Origin of the sequence: Chryseobacterium tructae (assembly GCF_030409875.1) — a bacterium.
GTDB lineage: Bacteria > Bacteroidota > Bacteroidia > Flavobacteriales > Weeksellaceae > Chryseobacterium > Chryseobacterium tructae.
This window is the reverse complement of the sequence record NZ_JAUFQR010000001.1, coordinates 1,442,793-1,459,651: the sequence shown is the minus strand read 5'-3', so window position 1 is coordinate 1,459,651 and position 16,859 is coordinate 1,442,793. Positions and strand designations below refer to the sequence as shown.

Below are 16,859 nucleotides of genomic sequence, written 5' to 3'. Positions count from 1 at the left end.
AGAAATAATGGGTGGATATATAGAACTTTACAAACTGGATAAAGCAAAGATCAGAGAAAACCTGTATCCAAAAATTTCAGATACAAGCCTTCCTGACGTATTTTTAAAGATCGTTAATCAACGTTTTGGAACCTTCCGGGATTTTCTGAAAAGCAAAAGAGAATTTTCAGGCATATCCTATGAAAATCTTCTGAAAAAGCTTCAACAAGAAAATTACACTTTAGAGAATAACGAATTTACAGCTCTTTTCGATTGGTTTACCTGGTACTATCAAAATGATCACAAGGGAGATGAAGAAATCTTCGCCCATCATGGATTCATTACTATTCATCATTTGAATATCCACAATGAAGTTCCTCTACTCTTCTCACTTGCCACTATAGGAGTTGAAAAGTTTTATATTCCACTTCTTGATACGGCACCAGAATTGACAATTGACACAATTTTAAGCAGTGATGAGCTTCATCTTATGCTTGATTATCTTATCCTTCTTTCCTTTAAAGTCGCTGTTTTTAAAGAATATCCTGATATAGAAGAAATGAAAGGATCACTTGAAATATCTCGGTTTGACACCAATTTCAACCTGCATATCAGTACAGAAAAGCACTTAAACACCTATCTTCAAAATACTGATCATATATACCATGATGAAATGAATCACCTTCTTGAAGGAGGTTATGAATATATTCCTGATATAATGATGAATATTAAAGAGAATCTTGGCAGTTATCGAGGACTAATCTATCTTGATCACAGTTATTGACCGAAAGAGCATCCAAAAAATCCAGGTACATAGGCACACTCCTGTCAATCCACTCATCCGAAGGATCACGTTCTATCCCATAATAAACAAAAGGCTCTTCGTAGTGTGCTTTAATATAGTCAAAGGTCAGTTCATAAGGTCTGAAAAGTTCCTTCATGGTATATTTATATTTTCCTGAAGCAGAATATTCATCATCATCAATTCCTGCAGTTACTGCTAAGGTCATTTTTTTCCTGGCCAGTTTATATCCACTGTTACTTCCGTACGCCCAGCCGTGTAAAATGACTTCATCTAGCCATTGTTTCAAAAGTGGCGGGCTGCTAAACCAATAAAAAGGAAACTGAAACACAATAGTATCATGGGATTCCATAAGCTTTTGTTCTCTGACAACATCAATTTTACCATCTGGATAAGCGTCATATAATTGATGAACAGTGTATTTTTCCGGATATTTTTTTAACTCTTCAATCCATCTTTTATTGATAACAGATTTTTCAATTTCAGGATGAGTAACAATTACTAAAGTCTTCATTATGTTTAAATTTCTACCACAAAATTACAATACATTCCTTACATTTCGTACATTAGCAACCTATTGTAGGGTACTATAAAAAATGTAAGTAATGACTAAAATAAAGGAAACCTCAACTAATTTTGCCAATAAAAAAGCGCTTGCAGACGAATGTCCGGAAGTGTATGCCTCCAATATTATCGGTGGACAATGGGCATTAGCCATCTGTTGTTACCTCATCAATGGTAAAATGAGATTCGGAGAACTGAAAAAGCGCCTTCAGAACATTACAGAACGTATGCTAACTTTACAACTCAGAAGACTGGAGGAAGATAAAATTATCACCAGAACCGTATATGCTGAAGTACCGCCAAGGGTAGAATATGAATTAACAGAAATTGGATATAAGCTGAAACCTATTATCCTGGAATTCGAGAAATGGGGAATAGAGCACAGGCAATTAATTGAAAAATCTCCTGAAGATAAATAAAGAAGAGATCTGATATATTGGACTCTGTAATTATTCATATAAACAACTATTAATAAGCAATTTACACTTAATCCCTTGTTAAATTGTGTATTATATTAAAAGACATAACACACAATTTAATAGAAAAACTATAAAATATGGAAAATAAGCTTATTTTCTTTATTCTCTATCTCTTCCACAAAGGGTTGCATCAGCCACTGCTTTGATCTAAAGAGCATTCAAAAACTCCAGATACATCGGTACACTTCTTTCAATCCATTCTTCTGAAGAATTGAATTCTAATCCGTAGTAAACAAAAGGCTCCTGATATTCTGATTTAACGTATCTGAAAGTGAGTTTGTAGGGACAAAAAAGTTCATCCATAGTATATTTAAACTTACCTGAGTTACTATAACCCTCCTCATCAGTTCCTGTAGAAACGGCCAATGTCATTTTCTTTCCTCCTGCTTTGTACCCACTATTGCTTCCGTATGCCCAACCATAAAGAAATACCTCATCAAACCATTGCTTCAAAAGTGATGGACTGCTAAACCAATAAAATGGGAATTGAAATACTACTGTATCATAAGACTCTATCAGCTTTTGTTCTTTAGCGACATCAATCTTTCCGTCCGGGTATTCATAATGTAATTGATGAACGGTATATTTTTCAGGATATTTTTTTAATTCTTCAGTCCATCTTTTATTGATCATAGACTTTTCGAGATCAGGGTGGATCACAATTATTAATATTTTCATTGGTTTTAATTTGTCCAACAAAAATAATGGGTGTTATTTATATTAGCAATCTTATTAATCATATTATAGAAAAAAATAAACATTTAGCAACAAAGTTAACTATGTACTATTTCTTCCACAAAGGATTCTGTTCTAATACTTTTGCATGAATTGGACAGGTTTCATGGTGTGCTCCTTTCAAGTATCCTGTACTCATCAGGAATTCATTCACGATTTCTCCGCCTGTAAATTTGAAGGTTTTCTTAAAAAGTTTCATCCATTCCTGCAATGTTTTAGGATGGTGATGTTCCAGCCATTTTTCAAATGAACCAAAGTCTTTTTGAAGCTCTATAACAGTTTTTGCATTTTCAATAGCGGCATTCACTTTCAGTTTATTTCTGATAATTCCGCTATCACTTAAAAGCCTTTCACGGTCTTCTTCTGTATATGCTGCTATTTTTTGAATATCAAAATTATCATAAGCTTTTCTGAAACTTTCTTCTTTCTTTAAAACCGTTCCCAGCTTAAACCTGCCTGATTAATCTCCAGAATCAATCTTCCAAACAATTCATTATCATCATGAATTGGAAATCCATAATAATTATCATGGTAATTTTTGTGCAGTTCTTTTCTGCTTTCAGGCTGCATTCCGTTTATGGCTAAGCAATAACTCATTGAAGTATTTGTTTTGGTTTAACGGGATAAAGATAAGACAAGGCTGTGACAACTGTTAGTCAGTAGGGTGTATTTTTTGAAGAAAGGAAGATGGAGGTTTGAGGAAGGAAGCTTATTGAGCACAAAAGAACATGTCAAAAGCTTTTAATTAATAGATTACTCCTTCAAATTATTCTCTAAATCATAATTGGAGAAACCTCCACTCTTCTGGAGGAGTGGAAAAAATTCAAATAAGTTTTGATGGATGGCTTAATATTCACCTTTTCATTCAAAAACATCAAGAATATTAATTAGCTTAGCTACTCCAAAGTATCAACCATGAAATCATTATTCTCACTTGTTTTTTCCTTATTCTTACTCTCCATAAATGCTCAGCATATCTATTCAAAAGCTTATGGAAACGAAAAGAATCCTGCTGTTATTTTTATTCATGGCGGACCGAGTGGAAATGCCACTTTATTTGAAGGGACTACAGCACAAAAGCTGGCTGATAAAGGATTCTATGTGATTGTATACGACAGACGTGGTGAGGGACGCTCCAAAGATGAAAAGGCCACTATGACTTTTAAAGAAAGTTTTGAAGATCTGAATAAGCTTTATCGTACTTATCACCTCAAAAAAGCGCATATTCTTGCGCATAGTTTTGGAGGGATCATAGGCACTTTATTTACCCATCAGTTTCCGGCAAAAGTACAAACGCTTACCCTTGCTGGAGCATTATTTACCCAGCAGGAAACCTATGATCATATTTTGAAAGAGGCCAAAGAATATTTTAAAAATGATCCAACTCAATTAAAAGAGATCTCTGAAATAGAAAATTTACCTAAAAACTCAGCAGCCTATCGAAAAAGAAGCTACGAAACTGCAAGTAAACTCAAATTCTTCGACATGCCCTATCCTACTCTGGAAAGTAAGAACCTGCGACGAGAATATGAAGCTGGCGAATTTTATAAAAATAATATCAGGAATCATGACTCTCCTATCAAGTTCTATCAGAATGAGCCCTTGAACAATCTTGATAATACAGTAACTTTAAAAGAGATTAAAAGAAAAGGTATTCCTCTTTTTGCCGTGTATGGAAAAAATGATGGAATATTCTCTGAAAAGCAGTTGAATGATCTTAAAAATATTGTCGGAAAAGAAAATTTCACACTTATTGATAATTGTTCGCACTATTTATTTGTAGATCAACAGGATGAATTTTTGAAATTTATTGAGCTAAAATTAAAATAAAGTGTAGTTTTGTAGGAATGTCAGACACCAAAATCCATATGAAGACTTACAAAGCCATCATTACGATGCTTATACTGGTGTTTTCATTATCGCCATGTTCCGTTAAAAGAAATGTTCTTGATATTTTTGACATTCAATACATCAGCGGCTTAAATAAAGTCAAAATAACTTCCGGGCTTTCCCTAAGCTGTGATACTTCAACTACTTCCTCTAAAATCTCCATTTCAAAAGCTGAAGCAAAATTCAAATGCAAAGGATCTTTTTGGAATGGTAATGCTACTGCAAAAAATACCAAGGAAGACAAATTATTTTTTAAAGAATACTCAGGGGTTACTACAGGAAATAGCCCACCGAAGTATATTTTATTTAAAAGACTGAAATTGAATCTGGGTTAAGACTCTTATTACACGACAATCAGTTTTTTACAATACAATATAAACTTCAATGAAACATACTACAAACAGCCAGTCTTATGATTTGGCCGGATTATATACTTTAGCTCTCCGAATGGTTATCGGATGGACTTACTTTTCAGCCTTTTGGCGCAGGCTTATTCTCGAAAACAAACTTATTCCGGATGAAAAGGGATACATCGGGGAAAAATTCAATCATTTTCTACCGAATGCCTTAGGAATTAAACCCATCATAGAATATCTGGTTACCCATCCGGATGCCTTACAGAGATCCATGATGACTTTTACAATTATCGAAGCTATCGTAGGATTATTTATTATTCTTGGCCTCTTTACCCGATTGATGAGTATAGGAATATTCAGTCTTGCGTTGGGAATTCTATTGGGATCAGGATGGTTGGGAACGACCTGTTTAGACGAATGGCAGATTGGTGTGCTGGGAGTTGCAGGTGGTTTTGTTCTTTTCCTTACGGGAAGTAGCTCTTATTCTTTTGATGGTTATTTAATCCAGAAAAATATACATTTCACTCAAAAAAAATGGTTTCAATGGCTGGGTTCCGGAGTACTGCCTATTTCTCAACCAAAAGTCTTCGTGCTGACAGGTTCTCTTATTATTTTTGCACTTACCCTCTATACCAACCAATATTTTCATGGAGGTGTTTGGGGAACTTTGCATAATAAGTCTGTAAAGCCCAAGCTTGAGATTTCTCATATTTCACATAATAATACTGACCTAAAATTTGAAGTTTACAGGACAGAAGGTGCCGATGTATATGGTTCTTTTCTCATTGGGATTCATATTCTGGATAAAAACGGCAATATTCTTAAGGAACTTGATCATAAGGAGCTCTCAAAGTTTTCTAAAGACCATATTAAAAATCATTATGTAACCAAAGTGAAACCTGGAAAATACAGCCTTGTTATTCCACTGGGAGCAAAGGCAGATATCAATATCGAAATTGGGGATATTCTTCAAAAAGATGAAATTCATGCTTTAAAAATAATTGATATCAGTGGTATTGAATGGATAGAGAATATAAAGTAAAATAGGATTCACCAATGAAATGATCTGTTGCTTTCCTAAAAAGCCTATGTAGCTATGTGGTTTAATTTTCACCACATAGTTACATAGAATGTTGATGAAGATATAAATGAATATATTCAGATGTTCTTAAGTTTTGGCTAAAGCCAGATGCATGATATTTTATAAAGAGAGCGGGCTTTAGCCCGCTCCTATTAATATTTTATGGATCATTGATACCAATAATAAGGTTACGTAAAGCCATCATCATGATTGAATCAAGCAAATCTTGACCTTCAATGATTAGATCTTTTATCTTACAATCAATCCTATCTTCCCTCCACAATTACTTGATAGGCACACGAGCTGTCAGGATCAAGCTTCAGTACGTTCATTTCAAATAAAACATCCAGCCCCATAGTATCGCATACTCCCTGTATAAAAGGTTCTATAACCGGCCACTTCAACAGTCCTGCGATCTGGAGACTTTGTGTGATTTTGTGGTAACGGTCCACTCCTTTAATCAGTAGTTCAACTCTCTGGTCATTTAATTCTTTGAAATCAAAATTATATTCGGGACTGGATGTAAAAACTGCTCCTATCAATATTTTTGCTACTGCTGGAATTCCAGGTTGCAAATTAGGTTTGGTTTGTAGGATTCTCAAGGCCATTTTTGATCCGAGATCATGCATGAAAGCGGTAGAAAGTTCATTAATAGCTTCCTCACCATAAAGGTTACCTGCCTGTTTCAATAATCCGCCATAAAATGCTCCTGTAATATCTGAAAGACGCTGGGTAAGTTCTGTAAACGTTGCAGGAAAGAAATCTGAGATCATCTGATTCTGATCTATTTCAGGAAGATAAACATCATGTTTTCTGAAATCTGATAATGCCATAAAGGTTTCTGGCAATTGGATCTGGCTCATATACGTTTTAAATTTTAAGGTTATTAGAGAGAATGAATACAGATATTATCGTGTAAAAAGACGTAGTAATTACGTAATATTGCTTGATCATCAATCAAGCTCATTTCCACATCTTGTCGTGATTCAAAATCACAAACATTGCCATTATTCAAACATAAGACATCAAAACTTCATAAAGTTGTGGGTAAACTAATCAATATACATCAGAAAATGGTACTCCTGATCTTAGTTCCTGAAGAGGTATTTTTGAGGTGAGGGAATGTATTCATATTTTTTCATTTGGTAATGTAAAGCTAAAAAAAATAAACAAATTCTCCAATAAGTGATTTTATTTTTAACAAAAAGAAATGAAAAATTAATATGACAAAAAATCTGGAAGAAGGAAGAATGAGGTTATTAAGCTGACAACACCTATCACATATAATCTCTTTTAAATATGCTTTTTACACAAAAAAAAACCTCCGGAAAATCCGAAGGTTTTTAATTAAAATTTAGTGCATGGCTTCACTCAAATCTATTTTTTCTTTGCTCTTTCTTTCTTTTACGAGTAAGATAAACGGAATACATATCAGGAATACGATTCCGAGGTAAAGGAATACATCCATGTAAGACAGTACTGTTGCCTGTTTGGTGACAGATAAGTCGAGCATTTTATAAGCGGCATTCATTGCAGCGTCAGGAGTCATTCCTTTTGCTACAAAACTAGCCTTTAATGCTGCCAGTCTTTGCTGAACTTCAAAACTATTTTCATCCAAATGGGAAATTAAATTATTCCTGTACTTCTGACCTGCATTGGCAATGAAAGTAGTAATGGCTGCAATCCCAAAGGATCCTCCAAGCTGTCTCATCATCCCGGTAAAGGCTGCTCCCTGACCAATCTCCTGCCCTTTCAAGGTACTTAAGGATAGGGAAGTAATTGGAATAAACAGTAATCCTAAACCTGCTCCTCTTACAATCAGCATCCAGAAAAATGCATCTTTACTGGTATCCGGTGACAGAATTTTATATCCCCAGAAACTATAGACAAAGAAGATGAATAATCCTAAAGAAACCAGAATCTGTTGTTTCGCTCCTTTTGCCAGTAATCTACCAATAATTGGCATCATAAAGGCTGTCGTTAAAGCTGCCGGAATCATCAAAGCTCCTGACTGAAGTGCCGTCCAACCTAAAATACTCTGAGTATACAATGGAACGATAAACGTTGACCCATAAAGCCCAAATCCAAGCACGAATGACATCATGGTTCCGATTCTTAAATTACTGTTTTTAAGCACCCTGAGCTCAACGATAGGATATTTAAAGGTAAGTTCCCTCCAAAGGAATAATATAAATCCTAAAATTGCGGCTACTGTGAAGGCCACGATCATTCCGCTTTCAAACCAGTCTTCTTCATGTCCTCTTTCCAGAATGAACTGTAATGAACCCACAGTTACTGCCAGCAATCCAATTCCAATCCAGTCAACATCCGAGACTTTGCGTTTTTCTGCATATTTCGGACTTCTTACAAACTGCAGCGTCATCAAGGTTGCTGCAATTCCAATCGGAATATTAATATAGAAAATATATGGCCAGCTGAAGTTATCAACAATATATCCTCCAAGAGGCGGACCTAATGTAGGGCCAATGATTACTCCAAGACCATAAATAGCCTGAGCCATACTTCTTTTTTCTATCGGATAAGATTCCGTAATGATCGTTTGTGAAGTTACCAATAAGGCTCCCCCACCGATTCCCTGCATCAATCTGAAGAACACAAGTTCCCAGATATTGGTCGCATTTCCACATAAAAATGAAAATATGGTAAATATAATGATGGATGCCGCAAAGTAATTTCTACGTCCAAATTGCTGGGAAAGCCAGCTTGTCATTGGTACTATAATTACGTTACCAATGGCATAAGCCGTGATTACCCAACCCACTTCTGAAAGTGTAGATCCAAGATTCCCCTTCATTTCATTCAAGGCAACATTAACAATCGTGGAGTCTACAATTTCAAGAAGGGCACATAGGATAGCTGTAATCGTAATGATTACTCTCCGCGCTCCATATTCTACTAATGAATCTTGCATAATTTTATTTGAATATTTGTATTAATGTAAAATGTAGGATGTATTAATGATTTAAATTCATCATGAATACATTTTACGTAAGTACATGAATACTATTTCAAAGCAACCTCAGCCTTCACGTTCATTCCTGTTCTCAATCTTTTGGCAATATTCTTATCAAGATTTACAAAATCGATTTTTATAGGAAGTCTCTGAACTACTTTTACGAAGTTACCACTCGCATTATCCGGAGGAAGAATAGAGAAAGTAGCTCCTGTAGCCGGAGAGAAAGAACTTACCACTCCTTCAAATTCCTGATCAGGGAAAGCATCAATCTCGATTTTCACTTTTTGTCCTTCTACCATTTTATCTACCTGTGTTTCTTTAAAGTTGGCTACAACCCATTTCTGATCGTTTTTAACCAAAGCAAACAACTGTGATCCTGCCTGCAGATACTGACCTGCCTGTGTAGACACTTTTCCTACATGTCCGTCTTCAGGCGCAAGGATTACGGTATATGATAAATTCAATTTTGCATTTTCTACATCTACTTCTCTTTGTTTAGCAACAGATCCGGCAACACTGATTTGTTGTGAACTTGCAGCCGTTTGAGAAGAAGCGATATGAGTTTGCTGAGCAATTTGATTTCTCTGATCAACCAAAACCTGTAACTGTCTGTCTGCAGATTGTTTTGCTGCTAAAGCCTGCTCATATTGCTGTTCTGTAATAGAATGGTCTTTTACAAGATTAGCATATCTCTTCAAATCCTGAGAAGTTTTCCAAACGTTTACTTTTGCTGCTTCAATCTGAGCATTAGCAGTTACTACCGCTGCTTCTGAAGAACCGATATTTTTTGAAGTAGCTGTTGTAGTAGCTTCTGCATTTGAAATATTACTTTTGGCTGTAGATAATGCTGCCTGAGCCTGTTCAAGAGCCATTTTCTGATCTCTGTTATCCAAAATCACCAACGTATCTCCTTTCTTTACAAACTGGTTATCTTTTACTTTTACCTGAGCTACATATCCTGAGATTTTAGAAATTACCGGTGACATATTGGAAGCAATCTGAGCATCGTCAGTCTCTTCGTGATACTGTCCGTAGCTATATGCTCTGTAACCATAGAGTCCACCTCCGATTACTACAGCTGCTAAAATGATAGGAAAAACTAAACTTTTTTTCTTTTTAGGTTCAGCTGCCTGTGTATTATTATTTTCCATTTTGGTTTCGATCTGATTATTTAATTGTTAAAGTTCCTGTTGTCTGTAATAGTTTTCTGTATGCTAATGCAGCATCTGCCTTAGCACTGATTACCCCAACGTTAGCGGCAATCTGAGCAGCATCTGCATCCAATAATTCTGTCATGGTTGCAAGACCGTTATCATATTTGTTTTTGGTAATTCTGTAGTTTTCATTAGCCTGTTCAGCAGATTTTTCGAAAACAACAATTCTCTTTTTAGAAAAGTCTGTATTCTGGTATTCTCTGTTCACATCAAGCTTAATGTTATCATTCAGTAATTCATCTGTAGCTGCTAACTGCTTTTCTCTAGCCTGAGATTGTCTTAATGAAGAATTCTCTTTCCAGATATTGGATAAATTATAAGAAACTCCGATTCCTACATTAATGGCATTATAAACTGTAAGAAACTTAGGAATATCTGCCGCTACATATCCTCCGGTAAAGGCTATTGAAGGCAGATTTTCTGCTTTAGCTGACCTTGTTCCCAGTTCAGCGGCCTTTCTCTGTTGAACTAAAGCCTGTAAATCCTTACGATTTTCTCTGGCTTCGTTTACGTAAAAGTCAACAGGTTTTACATCTGAACCTTCTTCAATATAATTCTGATCCACTTCGATTTCTGTAGTTTCAGGAATTCCTAATAACAAATCCATATTGATGTTGGCAATATTGTAGTTGTTTTTGGCTTCAAGCAACTGAAGTTCGATATTGGAAGTTTGAAGATTAGCCTTTAATCTGTCATTTCTAGCAATCAATCCGTTATTTTCCATTTTCAGGAAAGTTTCGTCTCTCTTTTGGGAAGCAGCAAGATTTTCTTCAAAAACCTTTATCGACTGGTTAGCTTTAAACAAGTTGTTATAAGCCTGGGCAACATTATAAGCAATGGCAGTCTTATCATTTTCGGTGCTTAATTTTGATGCTTCTACCAAATATTTTGCTGACTGAATCCCATATTTGATTCTTCCACCACTGTAAATTGGAACGCTAAGATTAGCTGAACCATATACTACCTGGTGTACCTCTGGGCCTCCAGCTCCTCCTGAAACTCCAGGAAGTTTGATATCAACATTGGGTTTTATCGGAAGATACATATAGCTTCCTGAAACCTTTAATTCCGGAAGCTGTTTGTTTTTAGCTTCCAAAAGATCAGCGGTAGCCTCCTCGATCTTGGCTGCATCGATCTTGAGATTCTTGCTGTTCTGGATTCCCAGCTGCACAGCTTCGTCAAGAGAAAGGGTCTTTTTCTCCTGAGCATTTGCATTTGCTATTCCTACGAATAGTGATAATGCAATCACTGAGTTATTTATTCTCTTCATAACCTAAAAGGTCTTTTAGTAAATGTTTTATATGTTTATTAAGTTCGGTATAAAATTTTTCGTCAAATACATCCTCATCTTCTGTATCATTCAAAAACTCTTTATACATTTCTTTAGCATTAAATGCATAAAATAGGGTTCCGCTTATGGTAGAATGAAGCAGATAAATAAGAGGATTCTTTGTAAAAACGCCACTCTTAAGACCACTTTCCAGTATTCGGGAGTACATAGAGAGGAATGACATTTTGGTTTGTTTTAAAAACTCTACGATCTGCGGATTAGAGGTATGAAGCTGTTCTCTCTGCATGATCCTGTAAAAGCATTTTTGAGTTCTTATCCTATTAGAAAACTGGTCTATTATTTTTTCAATTTTTTGCCATTCATTAAGGTCTGTTCTTTCTACAATATCTCTTGAAAAAAACTGCCCTTCATTCATTCTGTATTCAACCAATTTCTCATAAAGTTTTTCTTTTGATCCAAAATAATACGAGATCATAGAGATGTTTACATTAGCCGCTTTTGCAATTTCCCGGGTTGAAGTTCCTTCAAAACCCTTTTCCGCAAAGAGCTTTTCTGCTGCGAATAATATATTTTCTTCTTTTGAAATCATGTTAGTGTTCATTTTTCAGGGTGCAAATTTACACAACTTTTACATAAAATCAAACGATTGATTGATTTTTTTAATATAGATTTAATTTATATTTACAAAAAACAAAGTCTATGGGCCTATTTGATTTCCTTTTCAAGTGGATGAAGAAAAAAGATCACACTAAGGAAGCTGCTTTCAAAAAAAATGATTCTCCGGATGAAATAATTACACCTTCAGTTAACAATGAGAACCCTATTTCATTAGAAGAAACAATTACTCCATTGTCTGAAGAAGTAAATATTCCATTAATGGAAGAAACTATTGTATCAACAGAAGAAACAACTGCCGCATTAATAAATGAAGACGGCAATCGTTTTGATCTTGAAATTATTGAAGCATTCAAAAGGTTTCACTCTGATCCAAGTCTTGATATCACTATTGAGTCCGAAGATAACAAAGGCAATATTCTAACTGCTCATAAGGCTTATCCAGAACTTTTCAGTGAATGGGCAGGTATTCAATCAAAATGGGATCGTCTGTCCCTATTCTATCGCTTTTGGGATCAATCTCAATTTGAAAAATTAGAAGACTGGCAGGCTATTGAAAGGTTTGTTAAAGACCGTTATCCTCAAAAGGCTCTTCAATATTTTGATCAAAAGATGTCGGACAAGAGAAATTTCACCAAAGAAGAACTGGTTTCCCTTTCAAAACTTCACCGGGTATTGCTGGATAATCCTGCAGCAAAAGAGTATATTGAAACAGCTTACCACCACCATCCGGAAGACGATAATGTAAAAGTAGAATATGCAACGGTGCTTCATATTATAGGAAATCATTCTGAAAAAGAACTTTCGCATCAGCTGTTTCATGAGGTATTGGACAAAAAAATGGAACAAAATGATACGCAATCTGTTTTCGATTGTTTCAAATTCTCTGAAGGCTATACAGATTCTTCTATTTTCGCCATGCTCTACCTGATGAATGCAGAAGCAGATAATGATAGGTGGGATTATATTGCAGAAGAATATTACTACTGCCCTGTCTTCAGATATGAACATGCTGTGCAGCTGGCTCAAACTGATCATTCTTTGAGAGCTTTGGCAAAGCTCACCTCTTTAAGCCAGGAATTTCCATGGTTCAGAACTGCTCTAGAAAGCACCATCGGTACTATTAAATCAATGCGAAAACAACTGAATGATCCGGATTTTATGGAAAAAGAACTCCAGGAATTTCAAACATCATTAAAAAATTCTTAGAGTACCCAAAAAAATATTACATTTAGCCACTTTAAAAATTTTAGATCATGAAAAAACTCATCTCAATTCTTGCCATCAGCTTATTTACTTTCAGCTATGCTCAGGAAAAGCCTAAAGAAGGAGGCTGTTGTGCCGGAAAAGATAAAAAAGAGTGCTCCGTAAAGGACAAAAAAGCGTGCTCAGATGCTCACCATAAAGGCTGTGATTCAAAGACGAAGACTGCAGAGAATACCCCAAAAGGAAAAGATAAAAAGACTGTGAAAGAAAAAAAGGCAGTCTAAGTCACCATACCAAAAAAAACTCCGGACAAATTCCGGAGTTTTTTTTATGTACTTTTATGAATATATCTTGATAGTTTAATTCCAAGATCCGTCCATACAATTTTAGGATTTCCATTTCTTGTGAGATGCAGATCTGCAGTATTGATCTCTTCAAGAATACTTTCGATATTCGCACCGCTGATGAACTTTGAAAAACCAGCCCAGTTGAAACCATTGGCATCGATTTTTTTATACACCAGATTCTCTGATTGATAATTCTGAAGAAGTGCCAATCTGAAAATTTCTGAACAATAATTCAAAAAATTCTTTTGCTTTTCTCTATTCCAGCCTGCAATTTCTCTGGCCCATGAAATAATACTTCTCAGGTATTCTGGTTTCTTCTTTACCATAAAGGCATCACGAACCCATTGTACAAAAAGTTTTTCAAATTCGTTGCTTTTATCTCCTGAGTTCAGAAGTTTGATTGCTTCATTTAGATTTCCTTGTGCTTCATGAACAATTTCTCTTACTTTTTCTTCAGAAACTGAGAATTTCTTTTTTAAATATACTTCAATATCCTCATCATGAATTCTCGGAATTTCTACTACCTGAGTACGGGAAAGGATGGTTGGCAAAATATCGTTGGTACTTTCTGCTGTAAGAAGAATAATAGTTTTTGCCGGTGGTTCTTCAAGAAACTTCAGGAACTTGTTTGATGCGGCTATATTCATTTTATCTGCTCTCCAGACAATCAAAATTTTAGTTCCGCCTTCAAAACTTTTTAAAGAAAACTTCTGATTTTGATCATCAACTTCGTCTGCTGAAATGAAAAGTTGCTTATTTTCTGATTCCAAAAAAGCGGTCCAATCATCATAACTTGCATATGGAGAAGCCTGAATCATTTCTCGGAACTCTTCAAATTTATTTTTACTTAAAGAATTTCTATTGTCTGTAAAAACGGGAAAACTGAAATGCAGATCCAGGTGATTAAGGTGTTCTACTTTTGAAGCTGCATGCTCATTTTCCTGACTCAAAATTTCCTTTGCATAAGCCAACACCATAGGTAAAGTACCATATCCTTCCTTTCCTACGAAAAGCTGGGCATGGCTTACTCTGTTTTCAGCAATGCTTTCTCTAAGAAGTTTTTTCAGATTTTCTTGTCCTGCGATGTTCTCCCAATTCATGTTTCAAAGATAAAAAAACTGGAGAAGAATTCAGAGTTAAATTTATGAATGGTTAATTTTTGCCTGCAAAAAGTTAATAGAAAACAAATGGTAAAAGATATTCACGAATAAAAGGGATTAGACATCGTCACCTCACCACTCACAGCTGCCAAAATAGTGAATTATAGATTAAAATAGACAAATGATCAAACAAAGTAAATCCATGATTCACAATTAACAGTAATAATCTATAAAGCTTAAAAATTCCCCATTATACAGCCCTTAACAAACTTTAACCACATATAATTTTTACAATTCATTAATATTTAAGATATTTGCGCATTATTTTAAAAATAAAGAATGAAAAAAATCTTTGTAGTATCATTCATATCAGTTGGATATTTTCTGAATGCACAGAGTCTAGGTAACTCTCCGTATGCAAAATATGGAATTGGGGATGTAAAATATGATAATACGATCGAAACTACTTCCATGGGAGGTATATCTACTGCTTTTATAAGTGATTTTACCAGTAGTTTCAACTTTGCAAACCCTGCAAACAACGCCAATTTCGAACTTACAAGTATCAAACTGGAAGCTACCAACGAAAACAACTATTTCAAATCGAATTATAACGATACGAAATCTACAAAGCATTCTACGTATCTTTCTAATATCTCATTGGCATTCCCTATTTCCTCAAAGATTAAAATGGGAATTACCTATCAGCCCTATAGTTCAAAAAGTTATAGTATTGAAAATAAGCAGACTCAAAAGGACGGAACTGTTTTCCAGAATGATTTTAAAGGAAGCGGTACATTAAACACTGCTGCAGTGGCTTTATCTTATAAAATCAATGATCAATTCAATGTAGGGGCAAGAGCCAATATATATTTCGGAGACCTGTCTGATCTTACTGAATTTCATGCTACCAATTCTGAGTATATCAATGGGTATGAAACGAAAAACAGGATTAGAAACTTCAACTTTACTTTAGGTACTAGTTATCAAAAGCTCAACCCTCGTACTGATAAGAAATTAACGATTGGAGCTACCGCTACTTTCGGGAATACCAGTAATATGACCACTGAGTACATCAACAGTACTTACAGATATGCTAATGCAGCCGGTGACAAGATTGATGTCAATGAAATTGAGAATCTAAAAACTAAATCTAAGAACCTTCTTCCATTACAAGCATCCGTAGGGGTTGGATATGGAAGTGAAAATCATTGGTTCTTTTCCGGGCAGATTGATTATAAAAAAGGAGAAGACATTTCTTATTTCGGAAAATCTTTCAGCCTGCAGGATACCTACAGAATTTCTGCCGGAGGATGGTATTTACCTAACTACAACAACTTCAGAAGCTATTTCTCAAGGGTAATCTACAGATATGGTGCGTTCTATGAAAGAGGAGATCTTAAACTAGAAGGTAACAGCATCAATAAGTTTGGTATTTCTGCCGGAGTAATGTTACCATTCAAAAACAGCAGTATTACAAGAATGAGTGGTCTAGAGATTGGTGTAGAATTAGGGAAGAGAGGTACTCTTCAGAACAACCTTATCAACCAGAACTTTATCAACCTGAAATTCGGCTTCAACTTTGCTGATAAATGGTTTAGAAAAGCTCTATATAACTAGAATGAATTTTTCAAAAAAAATACAATATAAAAATATAGCATACCTTTTTAGTTGTGCTATATTTTTTATATTCACATCCTGTGAAGAAGATCTTACCAAAAAGAATGGAAATAATAGTAAAAACTTTCCTTCACAGGTCATTAATAATGCTAATATCATACAACGGGATTCCGGATTTGTAATTCTGAAGGCCAAAGCTCCTATCATTGAAAAATATGAGCTGATAGACAGTCCTTATACCGTAGCCAGAAAAGGAATTGATATTGAATTTTTCGATAAGAAAAAGCCAAAAATCCCAGGAACAATCAAGGCGAAATATGCCAAATTCTTTGATTATAAACAATTTTACGAGGCTAGAGGTAATGTAAGAATTACAACCAATGAAGGTCAAAAATTCGCCATGCAGAGTATTTTTTGGGATCAGAAGAAAAGGAAAATCTACACGAAAGATACAGTGTATGTTACCATGGAAGATGGTTCAACCCTTGTAGGAGCTAACGGAATGACTGCCAAGGATGATTTTTCGGAATATACTTTCTATAATAATTCTGGAGATTTTAGCTCAAAAAGACTTTCTGAGAATAAAAAATAGCTTCTGTAACA

17 protein-coding genes and 1 pseudogene are annotated in these 16,859 nt (G+C 35.1%); 9 read left to right on the top strand and 9 right to left on the bottom strand.

The window, feature by feature from the left end; genetic code table 11:
• Window positions 1-7: 7 nt before the first annotated feature.
• Window positions 8-763 carry a hypothetical protein gene (locus tag QWZ06_RS07095; RefSeq protein ID WP_290296778.1) on the top strand — a complete coding sequence of 252 codons (756 nt, stop codon included), beginning with the start codon at window positions 8-10 and terminating at the stop codon, window positions 761-763.
• Here QWZ06_RS07095 and QWZ06_RS07090 read toward each other — a convergent pair.
• The gene (locus QWZ06_RS07090) at window positions 708-1,295 is read right to left on the bottom strand and encodes an NAD(P)H-dependent oxidoreductase (RefSeq protein ID WP_290296777.1); all 588 of its coding nucleotides are present in this window, start codon (window positions 1,293-1,295) and stop codon (window positions 708-710) included. The genes QWZ06_RS07095 and QWZ06_RS07090 overlap by 56 nt on opposite strands.
• Before the next feature lie 91 nt (window positions 1,296-1,386).
• Between QWZ06_RS07090 and QWZ06_RS07085 the strand changes: the two genes are divergently transcribed.
• A complete protein-coding gene (locus tag QWZ06_RS07085; RefSeq protein ID WP_290296775.1) occupies window positions 1,387-1,764 on the top strand; it encodes a winged helix-turn-helix transcriptional regulator in 378 nt (125 codons plus the stop codon).
• 207 nt (window positions 1,765-1,971) lie between these two features.
• Here the strand turns inward: QWZ06_RS07085 and QWZ06_RS07080 are convergent, their stop codons facing one another.
• Together QWZ06_RS07080 and QWZ06_RS07075 are read right to left on the bottom strand one after the other, a co-directional pair.
• Window positions 1,972-2,502, bottom strand: a complete 531-nt coding sequence (locus tag QWZ06_RS07080) for an NAD(P)H-dependent oxidoreductase (protein WP_290296773.1) — start codon at window positions 2,500-2,502, stop codon at window positions 1,972-1,974.
• Window positions 2,503-2,608: 106 nt separating this feature from the next.
• Window positions 2,609-3,156, bottom strand: a pseudogene (locus tag QWZ06_RS07075) (DNA-3-methyladenine glycosylase I).
• Between the two features lie 318 nt (window positions 3,157-3,474).
• On the opposite strand from QWZ06_RS07075, the gene QWZ06_RS07070 reads away from it, so the two are divergent.
• Genes QWZ06_RS07070 through QWZ06_RS07060 form a run of 3 tightly spaced genes read left to right on the top strand, consistent with a single transcriptional unit; the run spans window position 3,475 to window position 5,847 of the window.
• Window positions 3,475-4,389 (top strand): alpha/beta hydrolase, encoded by a 915-nt coding sequence (locus QWZ06_RS07070; protein ID WP_290296771.1) that lies wholly within the window; start codon window positions 3,475-3,477, stop codon window positions 4,387-4,389.
• Between the two features lie 38 nt (window positions 4,390-4,427).
• The gene (locus QWZ06_RS07065; RefSeq protein ID WP_290296768.1) at window positions 4,428-4,784 is read left to right on the top strand and encodes a hypothetical protein; all 357 of its coding nucleotides are present in this window, start codon (window positions 4,428-4,430) and stop codon (window positions 4,782-4,784) included.
• Window positions 4,785-4,833: 49 nt separating this feature from the next.
• Entirely contained in the window at window positions 4,834-5,847 is a 1,014-nt protein-coding gene (locus QWZ06_RS07060; protein ID WP_290296766.1) for a TQO small subunit DoxD, read from the top strand.
• 305 nt (window positions 5,848-6,152) lie between these two features.
• On the opposite strand, the gene QWZ06_RS07055 is transcribed toward QWZ06_RS07060, so the two are convergent.
• The 5 genes from QWZ06_RS07055 to QWZ06_RS07035 form a co-directional block, all read right to left on the bottom strand.
• Window positions 6,153-6,749 carry a hypothetical protein gene (locus tag QWZ06_RS07055; RefSeq protein ID WP_290296764.1) on the bottom strand — a complete coding sequence of 199 codons (597 nt, stop codon included), beginning with the start codon at window positions 6,747-6,749 and terminating at the stop codon, window positions 6,153-6,155.
• A gap of 491 nt (window positions 6,750-7,240) precedes the next feature.
• Window positions 7,241-8,818 carry a DHA2 family efflux MFS transporter permease subunit gene (locus tag QWZ06_RS07050; protein ID WP_290296763.1) on the bottom strand — a complete coding sequence of 526 codons (1,578 nt, stop codon included), beginning with the start codon at window positions 8,816-8,818 and terminating at the stop codon, window positions 7,241-7,243.
• Window positions 8,819-8,910: 92 nt separating this feature from the next.
• Window positions 8,911-10,014 carry an HlyD family secretion protein gene (locus QWZ06_RS07045; protein ID WP_290296760.1) on the bottom strand — a complete coding sequence of 368 codons (1,104 nt, stop codon included), beginning with the start codon at window positions 10,012-10,014 and terminating at the stop codon, window positions 8,911-8,913.
• 16 nt (window positions 10,015-10,030) lie between these two features.
• The gene (locus QWZ06_RS07040) at window positions 10,031-11,347 is read right to left on the bottom strand and encodes a TolC family protein (RefSeq protein WP_290296759.1); all 1,317 of its coding nucleotides are present in this window, start codon (window positions 11,345-11,347) and stop codon (window positions 10,031-10,033) included.
• Window positions 11,331-11,969 (bottom strand): TetR/AcrR family transcriptional regulator, encoded by a 639-nt coding sequence (locus tag QWZ06_RS07035; protein ID WP_290296758.1) that lies wholly within the window; start codon window positions 11,967-11,969, stop codon window positions 11,331-11,333. The genes QWZ06_RS07040 and QWZ06_RS07035 overlap by 17 nt, the downstream gene beginning before the upstream one ends.
• Before the next feature lie 98 nt (window positions 11,970-12,067).
• On the opposite strand from QWZ06_RS07035, the gene QWZ06_RS07030 reads away from it, so the two are divergent.
• Both QWZ06_RS07030 and QWZ06_RS07025 read left to right on the top strand, forming a co-directional pair.
• Window positions 12,068-13,192 (top strand): hypothetical protein, encoded by a 1,125-nt coding sequence (locus tag QWZ06_RS07030; protein ID WP_290296756.1) that lies wholly within the window; start codon window positions 12,068-12,070, stop codon window positions 13,190-13,192.
• A 47-nt stretch (window positions 13,193-13,239) separates the two neighbouring features.
• Window positions 13,240-13,473, top strand: coding sequence for a hypothetical protein (locus QWZ06_RS07025; protein ID WP_290296754.1), 234 nt, complete (start codon window positions 13,240-13,242; stop codon window positions 13,471-13,473).
• Window positions 13,474-13,517: 44 nt separating this feature from the next.
• On the opposite strand, the gene QWZ06_RS07020 is transcribed toward QWZ06_RS07025, so the two are convergent.
• Window positions 13,518-14,636, bottom strand: coding sequence for a DNA polymerase III subunit (locus tag QWZ06_RS07020; protein ID WP_290296752.1), 1,119 nt, complete (start codon window positions 14,634-14,636; stop codon window positions 13,518-13,520).
• A gap of 339 nt (window positions 14,637-14,975) precedes the next feature.
• Between QWZ06_RS07020 and bamG the strand changes: the two genes are divergently transcribed.
• A complete protein-coding gene (gene bamG / locus QWZ06_RS07015) occupies window positions 14,976-16,256 on the top strand; it encodes a BamG family beta-barrel-assembly machinery protein (protein ID WP_290296751.1) in 1,281 nt (426 codons plus the stop codon).
• A gap of 1 nt (window position 16,257) precedes the next feature.
• On the top strand, window positions 16,258-16,848 hold the full coding sequence (gene lptC, locus QWZ06_RS07010; RefSeq protein WP_290296750.1) for an LPS export ABC transporter periplasmic protein LptC: 591 nt from the start codon (window positions 16,258-16,260) through the stop codon (window positions 16,846-16,848).
• Window positions 16,849-16,859 lie beyond the last annotated feature (11 nt).